This window comes from Psychromonas sp. (genome assembly GCF_047632955.1).
Lineage (GTDB): Bacteria > Pseudomonadota > Gammaproteobacteria > Enterobacterales > Psychromonadaceae > Psychromonas.
This window is the reverse complement of the sequence record NZ_JBLIED010000001.1, coordinates 145,301-161,929: the sequence shown is the minus strand read 5'-3', so window position 1 is coordinate 161,929 and position 16,629 is coordinate 145,301. Positions and strand designations below refer to the sequence as shown.

The window sequence follows — 16,629 nt, the reverse complement described above, 5'->3', positions numbered from 1 at the left end:
GATTAAGCTTCCCAGGGGATGCATTTTTTTAACAATTTATCGACTGCAAAATAAAGTAAGACCGACAGCAGCGATAAGATAAACAGTGCGGCAAACATCTCATCGATCATCATTCGCGCATTAGCCTGTAGCATCAGATAACCCAAACCCTGGCTTGAGCCAACCCACTCTCCCGCCACGGCGCCAATAGGGGCAATCACCACCGCAACACGAATACCGGACGCCAGTGTCGGCAAAGAGGCCGGAAACTGAATATGGCGCAGCATCTGCCATTTTGTGGCCCCCATGGTTTGCGCAAGATCAAGATAACCCGAGGGGGTATTGCGCAGCCCATCAAAGCAACAAGTAGTCACCGGAAAGAAGATGATTAACGCCGCCATCACTATTTTCGAGGCGATGCCATAACCCAGCCAAAGCATCAGTAGCGGCGCAAGCGCAAACACCGGAATCGCCTGACTGGCAATCAAAATAGGTAGAAGCCAATGTTTAATCGGCTTAAATAACAACATCTGCAGGGCAAAAAACAGACCCATAAAAAGTCCCAGAAACAGCCCGAGAATAATCTCCTGCGCCGTGACCAAGGTGTGTTTAAGGAGAATGTCATAGCGCTGCAGCAGTTTTACAAATACATCTACAGGAGCGGGTAAAATATACGCAGGCATTCCAAAAAAAACCACCACGGTCTGCCATAAACCAACAATAACCATGCAGCTTATGATAATGCGCAGAAGCGGCTTGAGAGCGTTTTTTTGAGGGGCTTTCTGATCAGATATCCTGTCAATAACGCTAATATCAGGCATCATCCTGCTCCAGACATGCCATGATAGACTGCTGAAGCTGCGCACATTCGGCGTCAAATTGACGTGGTGTTAAAGAGTTAGGCACCTCAAGTGACTCGGCTGAACTGGGTTTGCCCTGCATAATGTAGATTTTATCCGCCAGGCGAATGGCCTCCTGCGGATCGTGGGTAATCAAAATCACGGTTTTATCTCTGAGCAATTCCCAGGCCAGATCCTGCAAGCGGTAACGTGTTACCGCATCCAATGCAGAAAAGGGTTCATCCATTAGAATCACAGATTTATCCTGCATTAATGTTCTGGCCAGCGCGACACGTTGACGCATTCCGCCCGACAGTGTTTGCGGCAAGCTGTTTGCACTCCCTGCAAGTCCGACCTTATCAAGCAATGCCAGCGCAGCTTGTTTTTCAACAGCCGTAATACTGTTACCAAATTTTGCGCTCAGGGTGACGTTGTCTAATACCGACAGCCATGGCATCAACAAATCCTGCTGCGCCATATAAGCAATATTATTTTTAAGATCAAATTGCGCAGGGGTAATTTTCAGCTCGCCGGACCAGCTCACTTGCTGATCAAGCAAACCCGCCAGATAACGCAGCAATGAGGTTTTTCCGCAACCACTACGGCCTAAAATACAGCTCCACTGCCCTGCGGGGAAGCTCACATTAATGCCCCGTAATGTTGGCGCTTGGCAGTCGAGATAACGCAGGTAACCGGCGGAGATATCTATTCGCAGAGCAGGACTTTTAACCGATGAAGTCCGCAGACTAACGGACATTTTCATGTCCGCTAAAGAAATGGTTGACCGGCCCGTGACCCTGCCCGACATCTAATTGATCGGCATGGGCAATGGCTTGCGAGATATACTCTTTACCCAGCTGGACGGCGCATAACAGATCATTACCCTGCGCCAGATAGGAGGCGATTGCCGAAGAGAGTGTGCAGCCGGTGCCATGGGTATTGAGTGTATTGATACGGGGGGCGTTTAACTGTTCAAGATGATTCGAAAAGATAAGCAGATCGTTGCTGTTTTGATCGTCCAGTAAATGTCCCCCTTTCAGCAATACCGCATTGAGTTTAAGTTGACGAAGTTTGTCGACCATCTTCTCCATACCCGGAGCATCGCTTGGCACCTCGGAATAAATCAATGCCGCAGCTTCGGGTAAGTTAGGCGTGACCAGGTCAGCAAGAGGAAGCAGTTCAGATTTGAGCGTAGCGATCGCCGACGCCTGCAGCAACAAGTCTCCGCTGGTCGCGATCATCACCGGATCAACCACTAAAAATGCAGGACGATAGTGTTTTATTTTTGCCGCCACAAGTTTAATGATGTCACTGTCAGCGAGCATTCCGACCTTGACGGCAGCCACATTAAGATCGCTAAAAACCGCATCAAGCTGTTTTTCTATATGTTCAAGGGGGATAGGAAAAATAGCAGACACCCCAAGGGTGTTTTGAGCGGTAATCGCCGTGATCACCGAACAGGCATAACTTCCCGTTGCTGAAATGGCTTTAATATCAGCTTGAATACCTGCTCCACCACCGCTGTCGGATCCGGCGATAGTCAGCACAATCGGCGTTGATGAATTTTGAGCAGTAGAAGTTGCAGTAAGGTTTGACATAAACGCTCCTAGAACTGACGTACTGGAACTATATCAAGCCAACTATTTAAGATAGGTGTAGCAGAAGATAATCAAAAAAAGGCAGATAGTTCCCTACGGCAGTATTAACTGAATCAGGTTCAACGGGTTTCGCACTATGCGCTCTCAGCCTTTCGGCCCCCCGACTATATTTGCGCCAATAGTAACAAGTTTTGTTGAAAGAGCAAGGATTCCCTTGTGCATAAAAACTGCATTTTTACTGATACGGACGGTCATCGCATCACGGTAATAACTAATTAGTTTGGCTGAGATATTGCTTCGATCTATTACTCGTTCCCATACTCCGCGTGGCAATACATCTCGCTACCAGCATTTGTCTATATTGATCAGCCAATAGCAAAATCAGTCGATCAAACTTACCGGCAGGCAAAAAAGCGCTAGAACAAGTTCTGGCGGTGCGTTACCCTTTGCAGTGTTACTTACAAAGAGCTACTTACAAAGAGTTACTTACAAAGAGTTACCCCTCAAAACAGGAAACAGAGATATGATTACTTTGCACGGATTTGCAGCCAGTAACTATTACAATCTGGTCAAACATTTACTGCTATACAAAGAGCTACCCTTTCAGGAGCATCTGACTTACAGCGGAGGCGACGAGTGGAAGGCAATAAGCCCGGTGGGGAAAATTCCGGCAATAACAACCGCCGATGGCCGGTATTTATCTGAATCTAGCGTCATTTGTGATTTTATCGAAGAGTCTTATCCCGCAAAGCCGCTCTACCCTGCTGATGCCGGTGAACGCGCGGCTATACGGCAAATCATGAAAATAGCCGAGCTTTATTTAGAGCTGCCCAGCCGACGACTTATTCCCTACGCATTTTCTGGTAAGACAGCACCCGAAGATATTCAGACTGAAGTGAGCAAAGTGTTAACCCGCGGAGTTGGCGCCATGCAGCGCCTGTGCAAGTTTTCACCGTGGATTGCGGGCGATCAAATGACCCTGGCTGATATCTATGTTTATTACGTCAATACCATAGTAAATACCTTTTGCCCCAGTCAGCTCAACCGCGACATTCTCGCCGAGATACCGGGCATGAAAGCTTGGACAGCCGCAATGAGTGAATCCGCTATTGCACAAAAGGTAGAAGCCGATCGCGTGGCAAATCTGCCTGATTTTATGGCCTACGTAAAAGCACAGCAGGCTCCTAAAGCCTGAGGGGATTCGAGACAGTAATAGCTTTTACTCGTTCCCATGCTCCGCGTGGGAATGCCTCTGGCTACCAGTATTTATCTATATCGTTCAGCCCAACTTCGCCTTCATAATTTCGCGCACTGGAGTAACGCCAATGCACCGCTTGATCAACATAACCTCGTTTAACGGGATTCTGATAAATATATTCAATTTTCTCTAACATCATCGCCTCATTTTGGATCAACTCAGAATTCTCGTTCCCATGCTCCGCGTGGGAATGCCTCTGGCTACCAGTATTTATCTATATCGTTCATCCCAACTTAGCCTTCATAATTTCGCGCACTGGAGTAACGCCAATGCACCGCTTGATCAACATAACCTCGTTTAACGGGGTTATGATGAATATATTCAATTTTCTGCAACATCATCGCCTCATTTTGGATCAACTCAGGATTCTCGTTCCCATGCTCCGCGTGGGAATGCATCTGGCTACCAACATTTGTCTATATCGATTAGCCCAACTTCGCCTTCATAATTTCGCGCACTGGAGTAACGCCAATGCACAGCTTGATCAACATAACCTCGTTTAACGGGGTTATGATGAATATATTCAATTTTCTGCAACATCATCGCCTCGTTTTGGATCAACTCAGGGTGAATGCCTTCTTGCCAAAACTGATATTGGCGATCCGTTTTATGTGCTTTTTTATAAAATTCAAGTTGTTCTAAAATCGTTTTAACCTGGTGTTGTTCAAGATAAGCCAATAATTTTCTTGCTGTAAACGACTTAAAGCGAGCCATATCTTTATCAAGCTGCGGGCTTTGCAGAATCAAATGCAAATGATTTTCCAAAATCACATAGGCATGAACTTTTAATCCCTCTCCCATTAAAAAACGTAAAGATTCAAGCAAAATATCAACTGTCTGCGGCCGCGTAAAAACAGGTATCCAATGCAGTACCGTTAAAGTCACAAAATGCGTTGCATCGGCTTGAGTAATTTTATAACGACTACGTCCCATACTCTATTCCTCTCTTTACGCCTGCTTCAACTACTCTGCATTTCCACGCAGAGCGTGGGAACGAATTACGGTTATTTAGCCGATGACAACTTCCAAAAACAACCGTCTGGATCTTCATTAACAATAAACAATGCTTCACTGAGTTTATTAATTTTTGAGTTTATTCTATAACCTTTCCATTCTAAGCTGCCTCTCATCCAGGATATTTTCCATATTTTAGTTGTTCTAATAAATGTAATTTTTGCAACTGAGGAATGAAAGAAACCTTGTTTATGATGGCTACTAGGATGAATTTCAAATAACTCGATACTTTGATTATTAAATAGATAACCCAGATCAAAACCATTCTCAATCGCTTGCCTTCTCCGATTTTCAATCAAGTTAGAGACCAAATGCTCATACTCATTTTTTTCCGTTTCTGTAAACGCCATCATGCACCTATAATAAAAAGTTAGATTAAAAATTCGCTGTAAGTACAACGGTCCGTAGGTTTCTGTTTTAGCGAGCTTTTAGTTTTCCCTCGTTCCCATGCTCTGCGTGGGAATGCTTCTGGCTAACATTTCTGATGCTTCGCTTGGGTACATAACAGCTTACATTATCTACTGTGCATTACCACGCGGAGCGTGGGAACGAGTTAATCCGTTAAATAACTAAAGTATTTTATAGGACGTTGCTTAGTTATGTTCACCTAAAGTTCCTGAGAATGTCTCTTTAGTGCCTTAGAATCGCGATTTAGAGGGTTTTTAAAGGGTTGATTTTAAAGAAGTTAATAAATTGGATCTTTGCTGTTTTGCGGTGTTATATTTGCCGGATAATTAATTTGGAGAAGACAAATGAGCCACAACCAAACCTTTCGTGAGCATGACTTTTCACAACAATCCTTACAAGATTCAATATTTGAAAACTGCCATTTTTACCATTGTGATTTTAGCCGTGCAGATTTAAGGGATGCAAAATTTATCAATTGTCAATTTATTGAAACCGGAGACAGTATCGGCTGCCAATTTAATTATGCTGATTTACGTGATGCCAGTTTCAAACAGTGCAAGCTCGGCATGGCTAACTTTCAAGGTGCCAATGGTTTTGGTGCAGAGTTTAGAGAATGTGACTTGCAGGGAGCCAGTTTCTTAAAAACCAGCTTTGTAAATCATATCTCGCAGCAAAGTTATTTTTGCTCGGTTTATATCACGGGCTGCAATTTGTCTTATAGCAACTTCGAAAGGCAGTGCATTGAAAAGTGTGATTTATTTGAAAACCGCTGGAATGGCGCTAATTTACAATTGGCTTCTTTTAAAGGTTCTGATTTAAGCCGTGGCGAATTTTCAGCCGACAGCTGGCAGCAGTTTGATATGCAGTATTGTGATTTAACCTACTGTGAATTATACGGTTTGGATCCGCGCCGAGTAAACTTAAACGGAGTAAAAATCTGCGACTGGCAGCAGGAACAATTATTAGAATCACTGGGCATTGTGGTTTTACCGAGTTAAAGCAGAGGCAATCGGTAAGCATTCTACGGGTTATATTATTGGTAGATATCATCTAATGCTCCACAGGCAAGCGGTGCGCGGAGCGCACACTACGGGTTATGTTATTGGTAGAGATCATTTTATGCACCGCAGCAGCGTTGCACGCTACGGACTATTTTATTGGTAGGGTGCATTCTATGCACCGCTGGTAGCTACGGGCTATTGCCTTGTTCTGACATTGAGCAATATTCTAAATCTTTATTCCCAGGTGATTTGAGTAGAAATATAATGCCCACTGTCATTTACATTGACTATCAAACTATATAAAATAAATCTTATTTGACAATCAAAGCAAACGGGCAAACTTAATGAATAATCACAGCATCAATAAATGGCAGCAAAGCCATGATTTCAGCCGCCAGAACCGTAAAGGTGAACGAAGCGCCTATTACGTTCTTGTTCTCACAGTCATTACCATGGTCGTAGAGATTATTGCCGGCACAATTTACGGATCGATGGCTTTGTTGGCAGACGGCTGGCATATGGGCACGCACGCTGTGGCGTTTATGATCACCATTTTTGCCTATCAATATGCACGTAAAAATGCCAATAACGCATCTTTTACTTTCGGTACCGGCAAAGCCAGTGTGCTGGGGGGATTCAGCAGTGCCATCGCCTTGGGTTTGGTTGCTCTGATCATGATCGGTGAATCTGTTCACCGCTTAATGTCACCGCAGGTAATTCAATTTAATGAAGCTATATTGGTTGCCGTGATTGGCCTGTTGGTTAATATTTTCAGTGTATTTTTACTCAAAGAAGATCATCACCATGATGGTCATGCTCATCACCACGATCACAACCTGAAAGCCGCCTATTTTCATGTTTTAGCCGATGCATTTACGTCACTGCTGGCAATCTTTGCGCTGCTTGCCGGAAAATATTGGGGCTTGAGCTGGGTTGATGCTGTGATGGGTATTGTGGGCTCAGTGATCATTACTAAATGGGCTATTGGCCTGATCAAACAAACCGGTCCTATTTTGATGGACGCCAGTATTGAACCTGAATATCAAAATCAAATAATCAGCACTCTGGAAATGGATGATGACAATCAAGTCAGTGATATCCATATTTGGAAGGTCAGTGCAGATAATTACGCCGCAATGATTTCTTTGGTGACCCACGATCCAAAACCGGTTGAGCATTACAAGCAATTACTGGATAAATTTGATAAAATTGATCACCTCACCATTGAGGTAAACCACTGCACAGAGAAACATTAAATTGCCAGCTCATTATTATTTTCAAGTGGATTTAGTCCCCGCTTTTCCTGCGCTAACGCACAGCAATCACCCGGAGAAATGAATGAAAGAGATTGAAAAGCTGAACCATTCTATCATCGAATTTTACGATAAATTTTCTTCGTGGGAGCAGTCCGTTGTAAGAGACAAACACTTTTCACTTGCGCAAACTCACACTATTGAAGTATTGGGTAGCCACGGAGCAATGCGCATGAAAGAACTCGCGAGCAGATTGGGGATAACCACGGGCACGCTCACGGTGCAGGTAGATAAGCTGGTGAATGCCGGATTTATTGAGCGACGCCCGCACCACTCGGACAGGCGTTCTATCCTGGTTGACTTAACGGACACGGGACAGAGCTTTTACCGTGAACACGATGACCTTCACCTCACCCTGACTCAGGATATTACTGCTAATTTAGATGAAAATGAACGCGCGATACTGCTCAAGTGTCTGTTAAAAATGAACACTGAATTTTAGCTGATATCTTCGAAAGGTTGGAGAAGGCAGGATATTAAAAAGAAGTAAGAAAATCGACTTTAAAAAACCTCAACATTGTATTGAGGTTTTTTAGTTTTTATAAGCGCTTATTTGCTCTCTTGCAGTGTCGCTTTGGCAGCTTCTACTTTTGAAAAATCTAAATTTAACTCTTCAACGGCCTCTTTGATCAAATTCGGGTTGGTCATTACCATCATCAGCATCGGTTTCAATTTATCTTCAGGAATACCCAAGCTTTGAATGGTGGCCATTGCAGCTAAGGGATTTTGTGTTAAAGCTTCAAATACTTCGGCGATTTTCTGATCATCAACATTGTGATCTTTTAAGGTTTGAATAATTGGGTTCATGAGCATTTCTCTTTAATAGGTATGCGCCACAATTTACCTTATTCTGACAATGATTGCGATAATATCCCGTTATTATAATTTGTCTCACGGCAATCAGTACCTGCTTATATTCGAACTTAGAAAACAACTAAAATAGCGCTAAAGCAGCTAGGACACTAAGCTTTAGTCGCGCACTATAAAATGGGTATATAAGCGCCGCACAAATGCGTAGAATGAAGCTTATATTACTTTAAGCAATGAGCAGCAATATGACGATTCCAACAACAGAAAAATCTGTCACCCGCGCCCTATTAATTTCTATTCGCACCCCTGATGTTAGTCTGCAGGAAGTGGACGAATCATTAGCAGAATTAGGCCGTTTAGTGAACACCTTAGGATTTTCTGTCGTTGCGACTAAAACGCAACGACAAAGATCGACCAAACAGCTTTCAGTATTAGGCTCCGGTAAACTGGAAGAATTAGCCGCATTAACCAGTGAGTCTGAGCAGTCACAAAACGATCAACCGCAGTTAGACTTTGACCAGGATGAATTAAGCGCATTATTAGCCTCAGGCGATATTCAAGAACAGGCAAATGTGGCGGTCTTTGATTGCGAACTGAGCCCCAATCAAATACGCCATGTTGAAGCCGCATTAGGCGTAGAGGTTTACGATCGGACCCGCGTGATTATCGAAATATTCAGTAAACATGCACGCACTCGAACCGCTAAGCTGCAGGTAGAAATAGCACGACTTAATTACTTAACGCCCAGATTACGTGATGAAAACAGTGGCGATCGCGAGCGTCAAAAAGGCAGTTGGATAGGTGAAAGCGCCTTTGAAATTAACAGTCGCCGTATTCGCGATAAAATAGCCGACCTCAAACGTGAGCTGAAAAAACTGCAGGAAGAGATGCAGGGCAGACGCAGCAGTCGCGTCGAGCAGTTGTGTGTGGCCTTAGTGGGTTATACCAATGCCGGTAAATCATCTTTAATGCGCGCCCTGACCGACTCGGAAGTGTTAGTTGAAGATAAACTTTTTGCGACATTAGATACCACGGTACGTACTCTGCAACCGCCGACACAGCCGCGAATTTTAATCTCAGACACCGTGGGTTTTATCAAAAAGCTGCCCCATGATTTAGTGGCGTCATTTCATTCAACCCTAGAAGAAGCAAAAGATGCGGATTTATTGCTTTATGTGGTGGATGCCTCCGATGAAAACTTTACCTCTCAATTAGCCGTTGTTGATCATGTATTAGCGGAATTAAATGTCGATTCCGCTAATAAACTATTATTGCTGAATAAGGTCGATTGTATCAGTGAAGAGCGGCAATTAGAGCTGCTGGAGCAATACCCTGATGCGCTGCAAATCAGTAGCCGTAACAAAGAGGATATCGCCTTAGTGCATCGGGAAATTCAAGATTTTCTGGAAAAGAAAATGTGCCCCGCGTGTTTTCATATCCCCTACACAGCCAGTGGCGTCATGGGCGAAATTCACAGCAAAATGCAGGTGATAGATGAGCAATATCATGAGGATGGTATGCGTATAACGCTAAAAGCGACGCCGGTTGCCCTGGAGCGACTGCATAAAATGCTGCAAAGCTCTTTTTAATAGTACAGCTTAACCCGCCTGCTAAGTCAGGTGGTTTAGGCTCAAAGTGATCGGCTGAATATTGCGCAAAAATAGGCTAGCGGGAAAATGTACTGAGGGTAATAATATCAAAGCCATTCATTTATGAGGGTGATATTACGGACTTAATTAATAACGCTTCTGTTACGCCCCAATAATTTCGCTTTATATAAATTTTTATCGGCATATTTAATAAATTTATCTCCGGCATGATCATCAAGTGATGGAATTTTCATATAAGCGCCAATACTCACCGTAATATAATCAGAGATAGCTGAATTTGGATGCGTAATTTTAGCTAACTCAACATTCTTTTTTATCAAGTTGGCCAGCTTTAATGTCTCCTGCGCACTCACCCCGGTAAAAAAGATAATAAATTCCTCTCCGCCAAATCTTGCGACAACATCGGTTTTTCTGGATAGGGAGTTTTTAATAATATCAGCAACCTTCTTTAAACCTTGATCGCCTTCCATGTGACCATAATAATCGTTATACGACTTAAAATAGTCGATATCTATCATCAACACCGCGAGCTCAGTCTGCTCCCGTTGCGCTTTATCAAAGTTGAACTCAAATAATTCCATAAAAAAACGTTTGTTACTTAACCCTGTTAATGCATCCGTCTCACTTAGTTCTTTGAACATTTTATTTTGCATTTTTATGGTTTGATGCTGTCGTTCGATTGTGCTGGTATCTTCAATAACGCCATAAATAATGACGGTCTCCCCTTTATCGTTAAGTTCAAGTATCTTAGCCCGGCTTGTAAAGTAATAAGTAATATTTGTTCTTTGATCAAAATAGGGGAAATAATTCTTATACTCTGCTATTTTTTGGTTGAGTAAGTCCTGATATTGAGACAGTATTAATTTTGCCTGTTGAGATGATTTCAGCTCAACATTTTTAAGATAATCACCAGCAATAGGACAGGTATTAGAGACCGAATGACAGGATAAAGATTTATCAAGGTTAAAAACATCGGCCATATAATCATTGCAATAAAAGACATCGGTAGCATTTTCAATATCAATAATCCACCAGCAGACTTTGTGGAAATTAAGATAGCGGTTTAGCGCTTGAATATGTGTTTCCAGAGGGGTTAAGCTCATAAATTTGAACGTCCTTGTACACAATCTTTAGCTGTGTATTTTCAGCGTCAGGCATATAACCATAAGAGCATCACTCAAGGCTTAAGCATTTAGCTAGTTACTGTTTATAGCATAAATATCAAGGTAAATACTAGCTATAAGGCGTTTGTCGGTTAAGTAGACTGACATATTGTATTTCTGAAGTTGAACAAAAACACATTCGCATTCAAGCGGTCTGATATTGGACAAGGCTCGCTATTAGAAGAAAGCAGCTGCGCAATCTGATTAAGAAAATCGCTAAAAATTAATCAGGCTGAGTAATCAAAAACCAGTTACCGTTTCAGGTTAGAGGGTTAAAGTGCATTTCTCCGGCACGTTATACTAAAAGAACTAAAAAGGTAATCACCCTTGCTGGTTAAAATTACCCTTAACCGCGTTGTGAATTTTATTCAGAACATCCCATTCTTACACTCTTTGTGGTCAGCTAAAGCTGTTCAAAATCGTTCCATACGATTTTTGTGAAGTGAGAACAACGCTCGAATGCAACTCTCGCCTTGTTAATGCTGATTTTTCCTTCGCAATACTTGATCACTTCATTAATTCCTTTGCTATTAATTTAATATAGCCGCGCATTTGTTAACTGTCTGCTGCTGACAATAACTAATCAGTGAGCCAATAGGTAATGCTTTACTGTAATAGTAGCCTTGTAAATAATCACATTTTAAATAAATTAATTCATCTGCAAGCTCTTTTGTTTCAACACCTTCAGCGACCACCGTACAGTTTAACTGGTGTGCCAGAAAAATAAGCGATTTAACAATTGAATGCTTATTTTGCTCTTGCTGCATCAATATCACAAAGGAGCGGTCAATTTTAATCTGATTGATAGGCAGCTCTAGCAGCATGGAAAGAGAAGAGAACCCTGTACCAAAATCATCAAGACTGATTAAAAACCCCTGCAGAGAGAGCCTTTGCAGTACCGCTTTAGTGGTCGCCAGATCATTTATCGCTGCTGTTTCAGTCACCTCTAAAACCAACTGCTGGGGTAAAATCCGGCTGTGTTTAATCAGTTCATCAAGCTCTATTGAAAGGTAGTCATCCTGCAGATCCAGTGCGGATAAATTAAGATGGATGCAGGCTTCAATACCGGCTTTTTTAAGTACCTGAAAATGTGTACAAATAGCATTTAAGACAAAAAGCGTTATCCATTTGCTTAAGTGGTTCTGCTCTGCAATGGGAATAAATTTATCAGGGGGAATAAAGCCCCCTTCTGCCATCGGCCAGCGAATCAGCGCTTCAAAGTGATAAACATGTGTTTTTTTAACATTAATAAGTGGTTGGTAATGCACCTCGAACTTTTTTTTCTCCAAAGCGCAGTGTAACTTACTTAATATTTCAAGATAAGACTGAGCATCATTCTCTAAATTTTTATTATAAATTATATATTTGAGCTGTTTCTTTTTTGCTGCACTTACTGCTGCATCGGCATGCTGTAATAAAAGGGGAACGTCAGTGCAATTTTGGGAGAAGAGCGCGCCACCGATCGAAAGACTGATTTTAAGGTTATAGCTGTTGATGCAAAAAGGGTCTTGTAAGGTCGAATGGATGCTGTCCATTAACTTGTTAATATCGTTATCTGTGACTGCATCAGATATTAGCATGAATTGATCGCCGCCGGCTCGCGCAATAAAACACCCTTCAGGTAGTTTTCTTTTAATAACCGCAGCTGTTTTTATCAGAACCTGATCGGCACTGCTATGTCCGAGCATATCATTTATCTTTTTGAAGCCATTAATATCTAAAACAAAAACCGAAAAAGGTTTTGCCAGCTCGCTTTTTTTGTTGACTACCGCTAAAAAATGTTGGCGGTTAGCAAGTCCTGTTAGTGAGTCATGAAGTGCATTATATTTTTCCTGATGGGAAGAATACTGCATTTTTTTAAGACTTTTTACGCTTAATCTAACCACCATTAGCACAAAAATGGCCCCTCCAAAGAGAATGATAGATAGGCTTTTTTCAACAAAAGTGACCGTTGGACTATGGTATAAAAAAGACAGAACAAGCAGATAACCGAAACTAAACAAGATAATCAAAGCCATTAAAATTCTCCAACCTACACTATTATCCTGTCGGCAGATAAACAAAGTCGGTTTAAGGCTGGCCAGTAAAAAAATCACACCTGCTACAATTAGAAATTCTGTCATATTCGTTAATTTATCCCATATAATATAATAATCTTGCAGTGAAATTTAATTAAATGGACTTTTTTCAGATTCGGATTTGAACTTTTTGTTAGCAAAAAGCAATATCTGATCCTGAGCGCTTATAAAAAAATCGGTTCCTACGTTACTTTGTGTGGACTATGCAGTAATAGCATTATACTGCCCCTTAAAATTAATCTGCCGATAGCAGAGAAAGTAAATTAAGACTCGAATTTATTCATTACTTGGTGCTTTATTTTTTATGAAAATCAAAAGTTATTGCTGGTATTATTAAGTGATTTATTTTTTATAAATAGGCATTTTTTATCACTAAGTTCTTTGTTTTATTGACTTTTATCAATTTCAGTATGTTTTATCCTCGTTTAAAATGCAATGTAAAAGATCCTATTCAGGTTGTAACTGTGACACTCTTGGGAATCTATAAAAGAGGAGTGTCATAAATTATCAGGCACTGATCGAAACAGAGCAGAATTTGATGTTTTTTTTGTAAAAAACCTTTAATAGGATCTTAATTAGGTACAAAAAGACAGGTATGCAGTGATTTAGTTTAAATAGAAATTTAAAAAGGCTATTTGATATTTTTTTACGCCGCGAAAACCCAGGCCAGCAAAGTCCACACCATCAAAGCGAATGCTGAAAGTGTAAAATTTATGACATTTTTAAGCGGGGATTTTGATTCAGAATCAAATTTTAGTGACGGGCATTATTAATAAAGGCAGAGTCCAGATGACCGGAAAATTAATGGCCAAGTTAACTTGGCCATTAAAACTTATATTCCTATCTATTTTGAAAAGTGAATAGACCACCAACACCATTGTTATCAACGTGGGCAATAAGGGCAAAATAAGTGGATAAATTAGAAGATTCAATAAAGAAACCTTGTCCTTCGTAATCGCCATTTTTGGAATCACAGACGGTAACGCTTACCGTTAAATTATAGAGATTTTTTCCGTTCACGGCTTGCTGTAGCTGTGCGGAATAATTACAGTTATCTGTATCAGAGCCCGTTATTAGGCCTTGATCATCAATGGAGAGAGTAATATTAAGGCTATTCATTTCAGCAAGATATGTTCCGGCAACAATCCCAAAGTCCGAAGGCGGATTGTCATACTGTTGTTGAAGACTTTGTAAAGAAAAAAGAGCTGGAGTTCCGTTTTGATACGAGGTGCTACCCGTAATTGAGTTATCGGTAGAGGATTGAGTTATCTCGAAGTCTACCAGAATGGATTCCTCACCATTACTCCAATTGCCACCCGGGGCAGCTAATAATGTGATGGTACCACTAGCTTGATTTTGACTGGAGGCATTCAAAACACCATAAGATACAAATCTATAATAAATATCCGCAGACTCAAACGTTCCATCCGCACCTATAACGGCAACCATACCGGATTCAACTCCGTTTGTTTCAGTGGAGCCGATATATATCCCCTCAGCAAAGAAGTCCGGCTCGGTTGGTGTATCTGAACTATCTCCTCCACCGCAAGCTGAAATAGTTAGGCATGTTAGCGTTAAAGCAAAAAATTTAAGTAAATAAAATGCATAAGTTGGCATGATTAAAACTCCCTTTTAATTCATTTTTGTCATGGTCAGTAAATTTAGTCACTGATTTAATACACTTTATCGGGCTGAGTGTGCTTTAACTGTAGTGTATGTACAGGTAATTTAGTAGTTGTTGTCGAGTTTAATTGTCTGAAAATAATGAGGAATAAGTAAGTACAAAATTGCTAAGCCGGTTTGTGACTTATAAATAGCTTTTTAAAAGACTATATTATCGAAACAGAAAGACGGTTGTGGCGCCCCCGTCTATCGCCCGGTCTGGCTTGAGTAAATTGAGATTCAGGAATAAAAAGTAGAGGCGAGTGGCATACAGGCGTCATTGTGTAAGCGCAGCAAGGTTATAAACGCTAAAAAACGCACAGTTATCTTCTTGTATCAGATCGTATTAGAACGGTTTAAATTGTATGGTAGGCCAAGTTAGTCTGTTGTGATTAAGGTAAACACTATGACTTAATCGATTCGGAAGACATTACCTGCCTTACTCCATCTTAATGATTTCCAATCACCTTAAAATTTAAAATAGCGCTAATTGATAGCACTATTCATTGAGATTATTAATCATGCTTTGAATGACCGCTTCAAAGGTTGCTAGTTCCTCTTTCGACAGTCCCTGTTGCATCCGTTTACTGATCACAATATCTTCCTGATGAACTTTATCAATCAGATCACGTCCTGATTCTGTCAGCACTAACAGCTTACTGCGTTTGTCGGCTTCATTCGGTTTTCTTTCAATCCATCCTTTGCTAAGCATATCTTTGATTAATATTGATATTTGTGATTTATCGCGGCCTAATCCCTGGACAATATCATTTGCTGTACAGATTGGTATTTGTGCAATAATCCTTAAACAATGGACATGCATAGCATTGATATTTAATGATTTTGCATCGATCGCTCTACGCATCTCGGTGCGATAGCTTTGTATCAAAGTAAACAAATACTTACTGGTTAAATTATTCATTAAGGAATCTTTTTTAATTTTGAATTGATTGACAATATCAACCACATGAGTATAGTTAACATTGTCAACTAAGTGTTGTGATGTAAAGAAGGCTTAACAGTATAGCAGTAAAGTCAACCAACAAACTGAATACCTTCATGTTGCTGGTATATGTTCATATTATGGGGTAGAGAAGATGGGAATTATCAAACCAACCAATAAATCAGTGGAAAGCTTTAAGGGTCTGCACCTCTATCATACTGGGTTTTCTAATTGTGCAATGCGAGTCAGAATCGCTCTGCAAGAGAAAGGTCTGGATTGGACCAGTCATCCTATCGACCTTTCAAAGGGCGAGAATCTAACTAAGGAATACATTGGTATCAACCCCAATGCTGTTGTTCCAACCTTGATCGATGATGGCGTCGTTATTATCGACTCTGCTGACATTATTGATTACTTGGATAAAAAATTTATGCCTGGTTCACTTCGGCCCGTGTCGAAAGAAGGCCAGAAATTGCTCTACTACTGGATGTATTTAGCAAGAGATAATCACCTTTCCATTAAAACTTACATGTATGGCAATATTGGACGTGCAAGTGAAAATATGAAAAGAACAGTCGAGCAGATGGCTGAGTATCGCCAGAATCAAACTTTTGATACAGCTTTACTGGCGTTTCATGAACGCTTTAATTCCGCTCAGGGTTTGACAAAAGAAGATTTGAAGATAGCCACCGCTGTTATTGATGACTGTTTCGAAAAAATGAACGAGCGGCTAAAAGACCATAATTGGCTAGTCGAAGATAATTTCTCTTTGGCTGATATTACCTGGATCCCACAGCTAGTCGTCCTCAAAGCTGCAAATTATCCATTTGAAAACTATCCGAATTTGGAAAAATGGAAAAATACGATTATCCAGCGTCCGAGCTTTAAACAAGGTGTTTTGGCTTGGCTGCCGGAAATGAAAAACTAAAATATCGATTGCGTTATTCGGGCAC

Annotated in this window: 18 protein-coding genes and 1 riboswitch; of the genes, 6 read left to right on the top strand and 12 right to left on the bottom strand. The window is 41.1% G+C overall.

Going from position 1 to position 16,629, the window contains the following annotated elements; all coding sequences use genetic code 11:
• Positions 1-2: 2 nt before the first annotated feature.
• The 3 genes from ACJAZP_RS00685 to thiD are packed head-to-tail and all read right to left on the bottom strand — an operon-like array spanning position 3 to position 2,416.
• On the bottom strand, positions 3-800 hold the full coding sequence (locus ACJAZP_RS00685) for an ABC transporter permease (protein ID WP_415228803.1): 798 nt from the start codon (positions 798-800) through the stop codon (positions 3-5).
• On the bottom strand, positions 793-1,575 hold the full coding sequence (locus ACJAZP_RS00680; protein WP_415228802.1) for an ABC transporter ATP-binding protein: 783 nt from the start codon (positions 1,573-1,575) through the stop codon (positions 793-795). The genes ACJAZP_RS00685 and ACJAZP_RS00680 overlap by 8 nt, the downstream gene beginning before the upstream one ends.
• A complete protein-coding gene (gene thiD / locus ACJAZP_RS00675; RefSeq protein ID WP_415228801.1) occupies positions 1,565-2,416 on the bottom strand; it encodes a bifunctional hydroxymethylpyrimidine kinase/phosphomethylpyrimidine kinase in 852 nt (283 codons plus the stop codon). The genes ACJAZP_RS00680 and thiD overlap by 11 nt, the downstream gene beginning before the upstream one ends.
• 73 nt (positions 2,417-2,489) lie before the next feature.
• Positions 2,490-2,589, bottom strand: a riboswitch (TPP riboswitch).
• 350 nt (positions 2,590-2,939) lie between these two features.
• Here thiD and ACJAZP_RS00670 point away from each other — a divergent pair.
• The gene (locus ACJAZP_RS00670; RefSeq protein WP_415228800.1) at positions 2,940-3,611 is read left to right on the top strand and encodes a glutathione S-transferase family protein; all 672 of its coding nucleotides are present in this window, start codon (positions 2,940-2,942) and stop codon (positions 3,609-3,611) included.
• 61 nt (positions 3,612-3,672) lie between these two features.
• Here ACJAZP_RS00670 and ACJAZP_RS00665 read toward each other — a convergent pair whose 3' ends face one another.
• The 4 genes from ACJAZP_RS00665 to ACJAZP_RS00650 form a co-directional block, all read right to left on the bottom strand.
• Positions 3,673-3,810 carry a hypothetical protein gene (locus ACJAZP_RS00665; protein WP_415228799.1) on the bottom strand — a complete coding sequence of 46 codons (138 nt, stop codon included), beginning with the start codon at positions 3,808-3,810 and terminating at the stop codon, positions 3,673-3,675.
• 97 nt (positions 3,811-3,907) lie between these two features.
• On the bottom strand, positions 3,908-4,072 hold the full coding sequence (locus ACJAZP_RS00660; protein WP_415228798.1) for a hypothetical protein: 165 nt from the start codon (positions 4,070-4,072) through the stop codon (positions 3,908-3,910).
• 4 nt (positions 4,073-4,076) lie between these two features.
• Positions 4,077-4,607 carry an REP-associated tyrosine transposase gene (locus ACJAZP_RS00655; protein WP_415228797.1) on the bottom strand — a complete coding sequence of 177 codons (531 nt, stop codon included), beginning with the start codon at positions 4,605-4,607 and terminating at the stop codon, positions 4,077-4,079.
• Between the two features lie 71 nt (positions 4,608-4,678).
• Positions 4,679-5,038, bottom strand: a complete 360-nt coding sequence (locus ACJAZP_RS00650) for a DUF3024 domain-containing protein (RefSeq protein WP_415228796.1) — start codon at positions 5,036-5,038, stop codon at positions 4,679-4,681.
• A 402-nt stretch (positions 5,039-5,440) separates the two neighbouring features.
• Here ACJAZP_RS00650 and ACJAZP_RS00645 point away from each other — a divergent pair, with 402 nt between their 5' ends.
• The 3 genes from ACJAZP_RS00645 to ACJAZP_RS00635 all read left to right on the top strand — a co-directional run bounded on the left by ACJAZP_RS00645 (position 5,441) and on the right by ACJAZP_RS00635 (position 7,852).
• Positions 5,441-6,094, top strand: a complete 654-nt coding sequence (locus tag ACJAZP_RS00645) for a Qnr family pentapeptide repeat protein (RefSeq protein WP_415228795.1) — start codon at positions 5,441-5,443, stop codon at positions 6,092-6,094.
• Between the two features lie 347 nt (positions 6,095-6,441).
• Complete coding sequence (gene dmeF, locus ACJAZP_RS00640; RefSeq protein WP_415228794.1) at positions 6,442-7,353, top strand: CDF family Co(II)/Ni(II) efflux transporter DmeF; 912 nt, start codon at positions 6,442-6,444, stop codon at positions 7,351-7,353.
• A gap of 82 nt (positions 7,354-7,435) precedes the next feature.
• A complete protein-coding gene (locus tag ACJAZP_RS00635; RefSeq protein WP_415228793.1) occupies positions 7,436-7,852 on the top strand; it encodes a MarR family winged helix-turn-helix transcriptional regulator in 417 nt (138 codons plus the stop codon).
• A gap of 107 nt (positions 7,853-7,959) precedes the next feature.
• On the opposite strand, the gene ACJAZP_RS00630 is transcribed toward ACJAZP_RS00635, so the two are convergent.
• Positions 7,960-8,217: a DUF2999 family protein gene (locus ACJAZP_RS00630; protein ID WP_415228792.1), complete on the bottom strand. Its 258-nt coding sequence runs from the start codon at positions 8,215-8,217 to the stop codon at positions 7,960-7,962.
• Positions 8,218-8,465: 248 nt separating this feature from the next.
• Here ACJAZP_RS00630 and hflX point away from each other — a divergent pair, with 248 nt between their 5' ends.
• Positions 8,466-9,809: a GTPase HflX gene (hflX, locus tag ACJAZP_RS00625; protein ID WP_415228791.1), complete on the top strand. Its 1,344-nt coding sequence runs from the start codon at positions 8,466-8,468 to the stop codon at positions 9,807-9,809.
• A 143-nt stretch (positions 9,810-9,952) separates the two neighbouring features.
• Here hflX and ACJAZP_RS00620 read toward each other — a convergent pair whose 3' ends face one another.
• From ACJAZP_RS00620 to ACJAZP_RS00605, 4 genes are all read right to left on the bottom strand, one after another.
• Positions 9,953-10,933, bottom strand: coding sequence for a GGDEF domain-containing protein (locus ACJAZP_RS00620; RefSeq protein ID WP_415228790.1), 981 nt, complete (start codon positions 10,931-10,933; stop codon positions 9,953-9,955).
• Between the two features lie 590 nt (positions 10,934-11,523).
• A complete protein-coding gene (locus tag ACJAZP_RS00615) occupies positions 11,524-13,116 on the bottom strand; it encodes a putative bifunctional diguanylate cyclase/phosphodiesterase (protein WP_415228789.1) in 1,593 nt (530 codons plus the stop codon).
• A 795-nt stretch (positions 13,117-13,911) separates the two neighbouring features.
• Complete coding sequence (locus ACJAZP_RS00610) at positions 13,912-14,688, bottom strand: hypothetical protein (RefSeq protein ID WP_415228788.1); 777 nt, start codon at positions 14,686-14,688, stop codon at positions 13,912-13,914.
• 544 nt (positions 14,689-15,232) lie between these two features.
• A complete protein-coding gene (locus tag ACJAZP_RS00605) occupies positions 15,233-15,655 on the bottom strand; it encodes a MarR family winged helix-turn-helix transcriptional regulator (protein WP_415228787.1) in 423 nt (140 codons plus the stop codon).
• Positions 15,656-15,830: 175 nt separating this feature from the next.
• Between ACJAZP_RS00605 and ACJAZP_RS00600 the strand changes: the two genes are divergently transcribed.
• Positions 15,831-16,604, top strand: coding sequence for a glutathione S-transferase family protein (locus ACJAZP_RS00600; RefSeq protein ID WP_415228786.1), 774 nt, complete (start codon positions 15,831-15,833; stop codon positions 16,602-16,604).
• Positions 16,605-16,629: the final 25 nt, after the last annotated feature.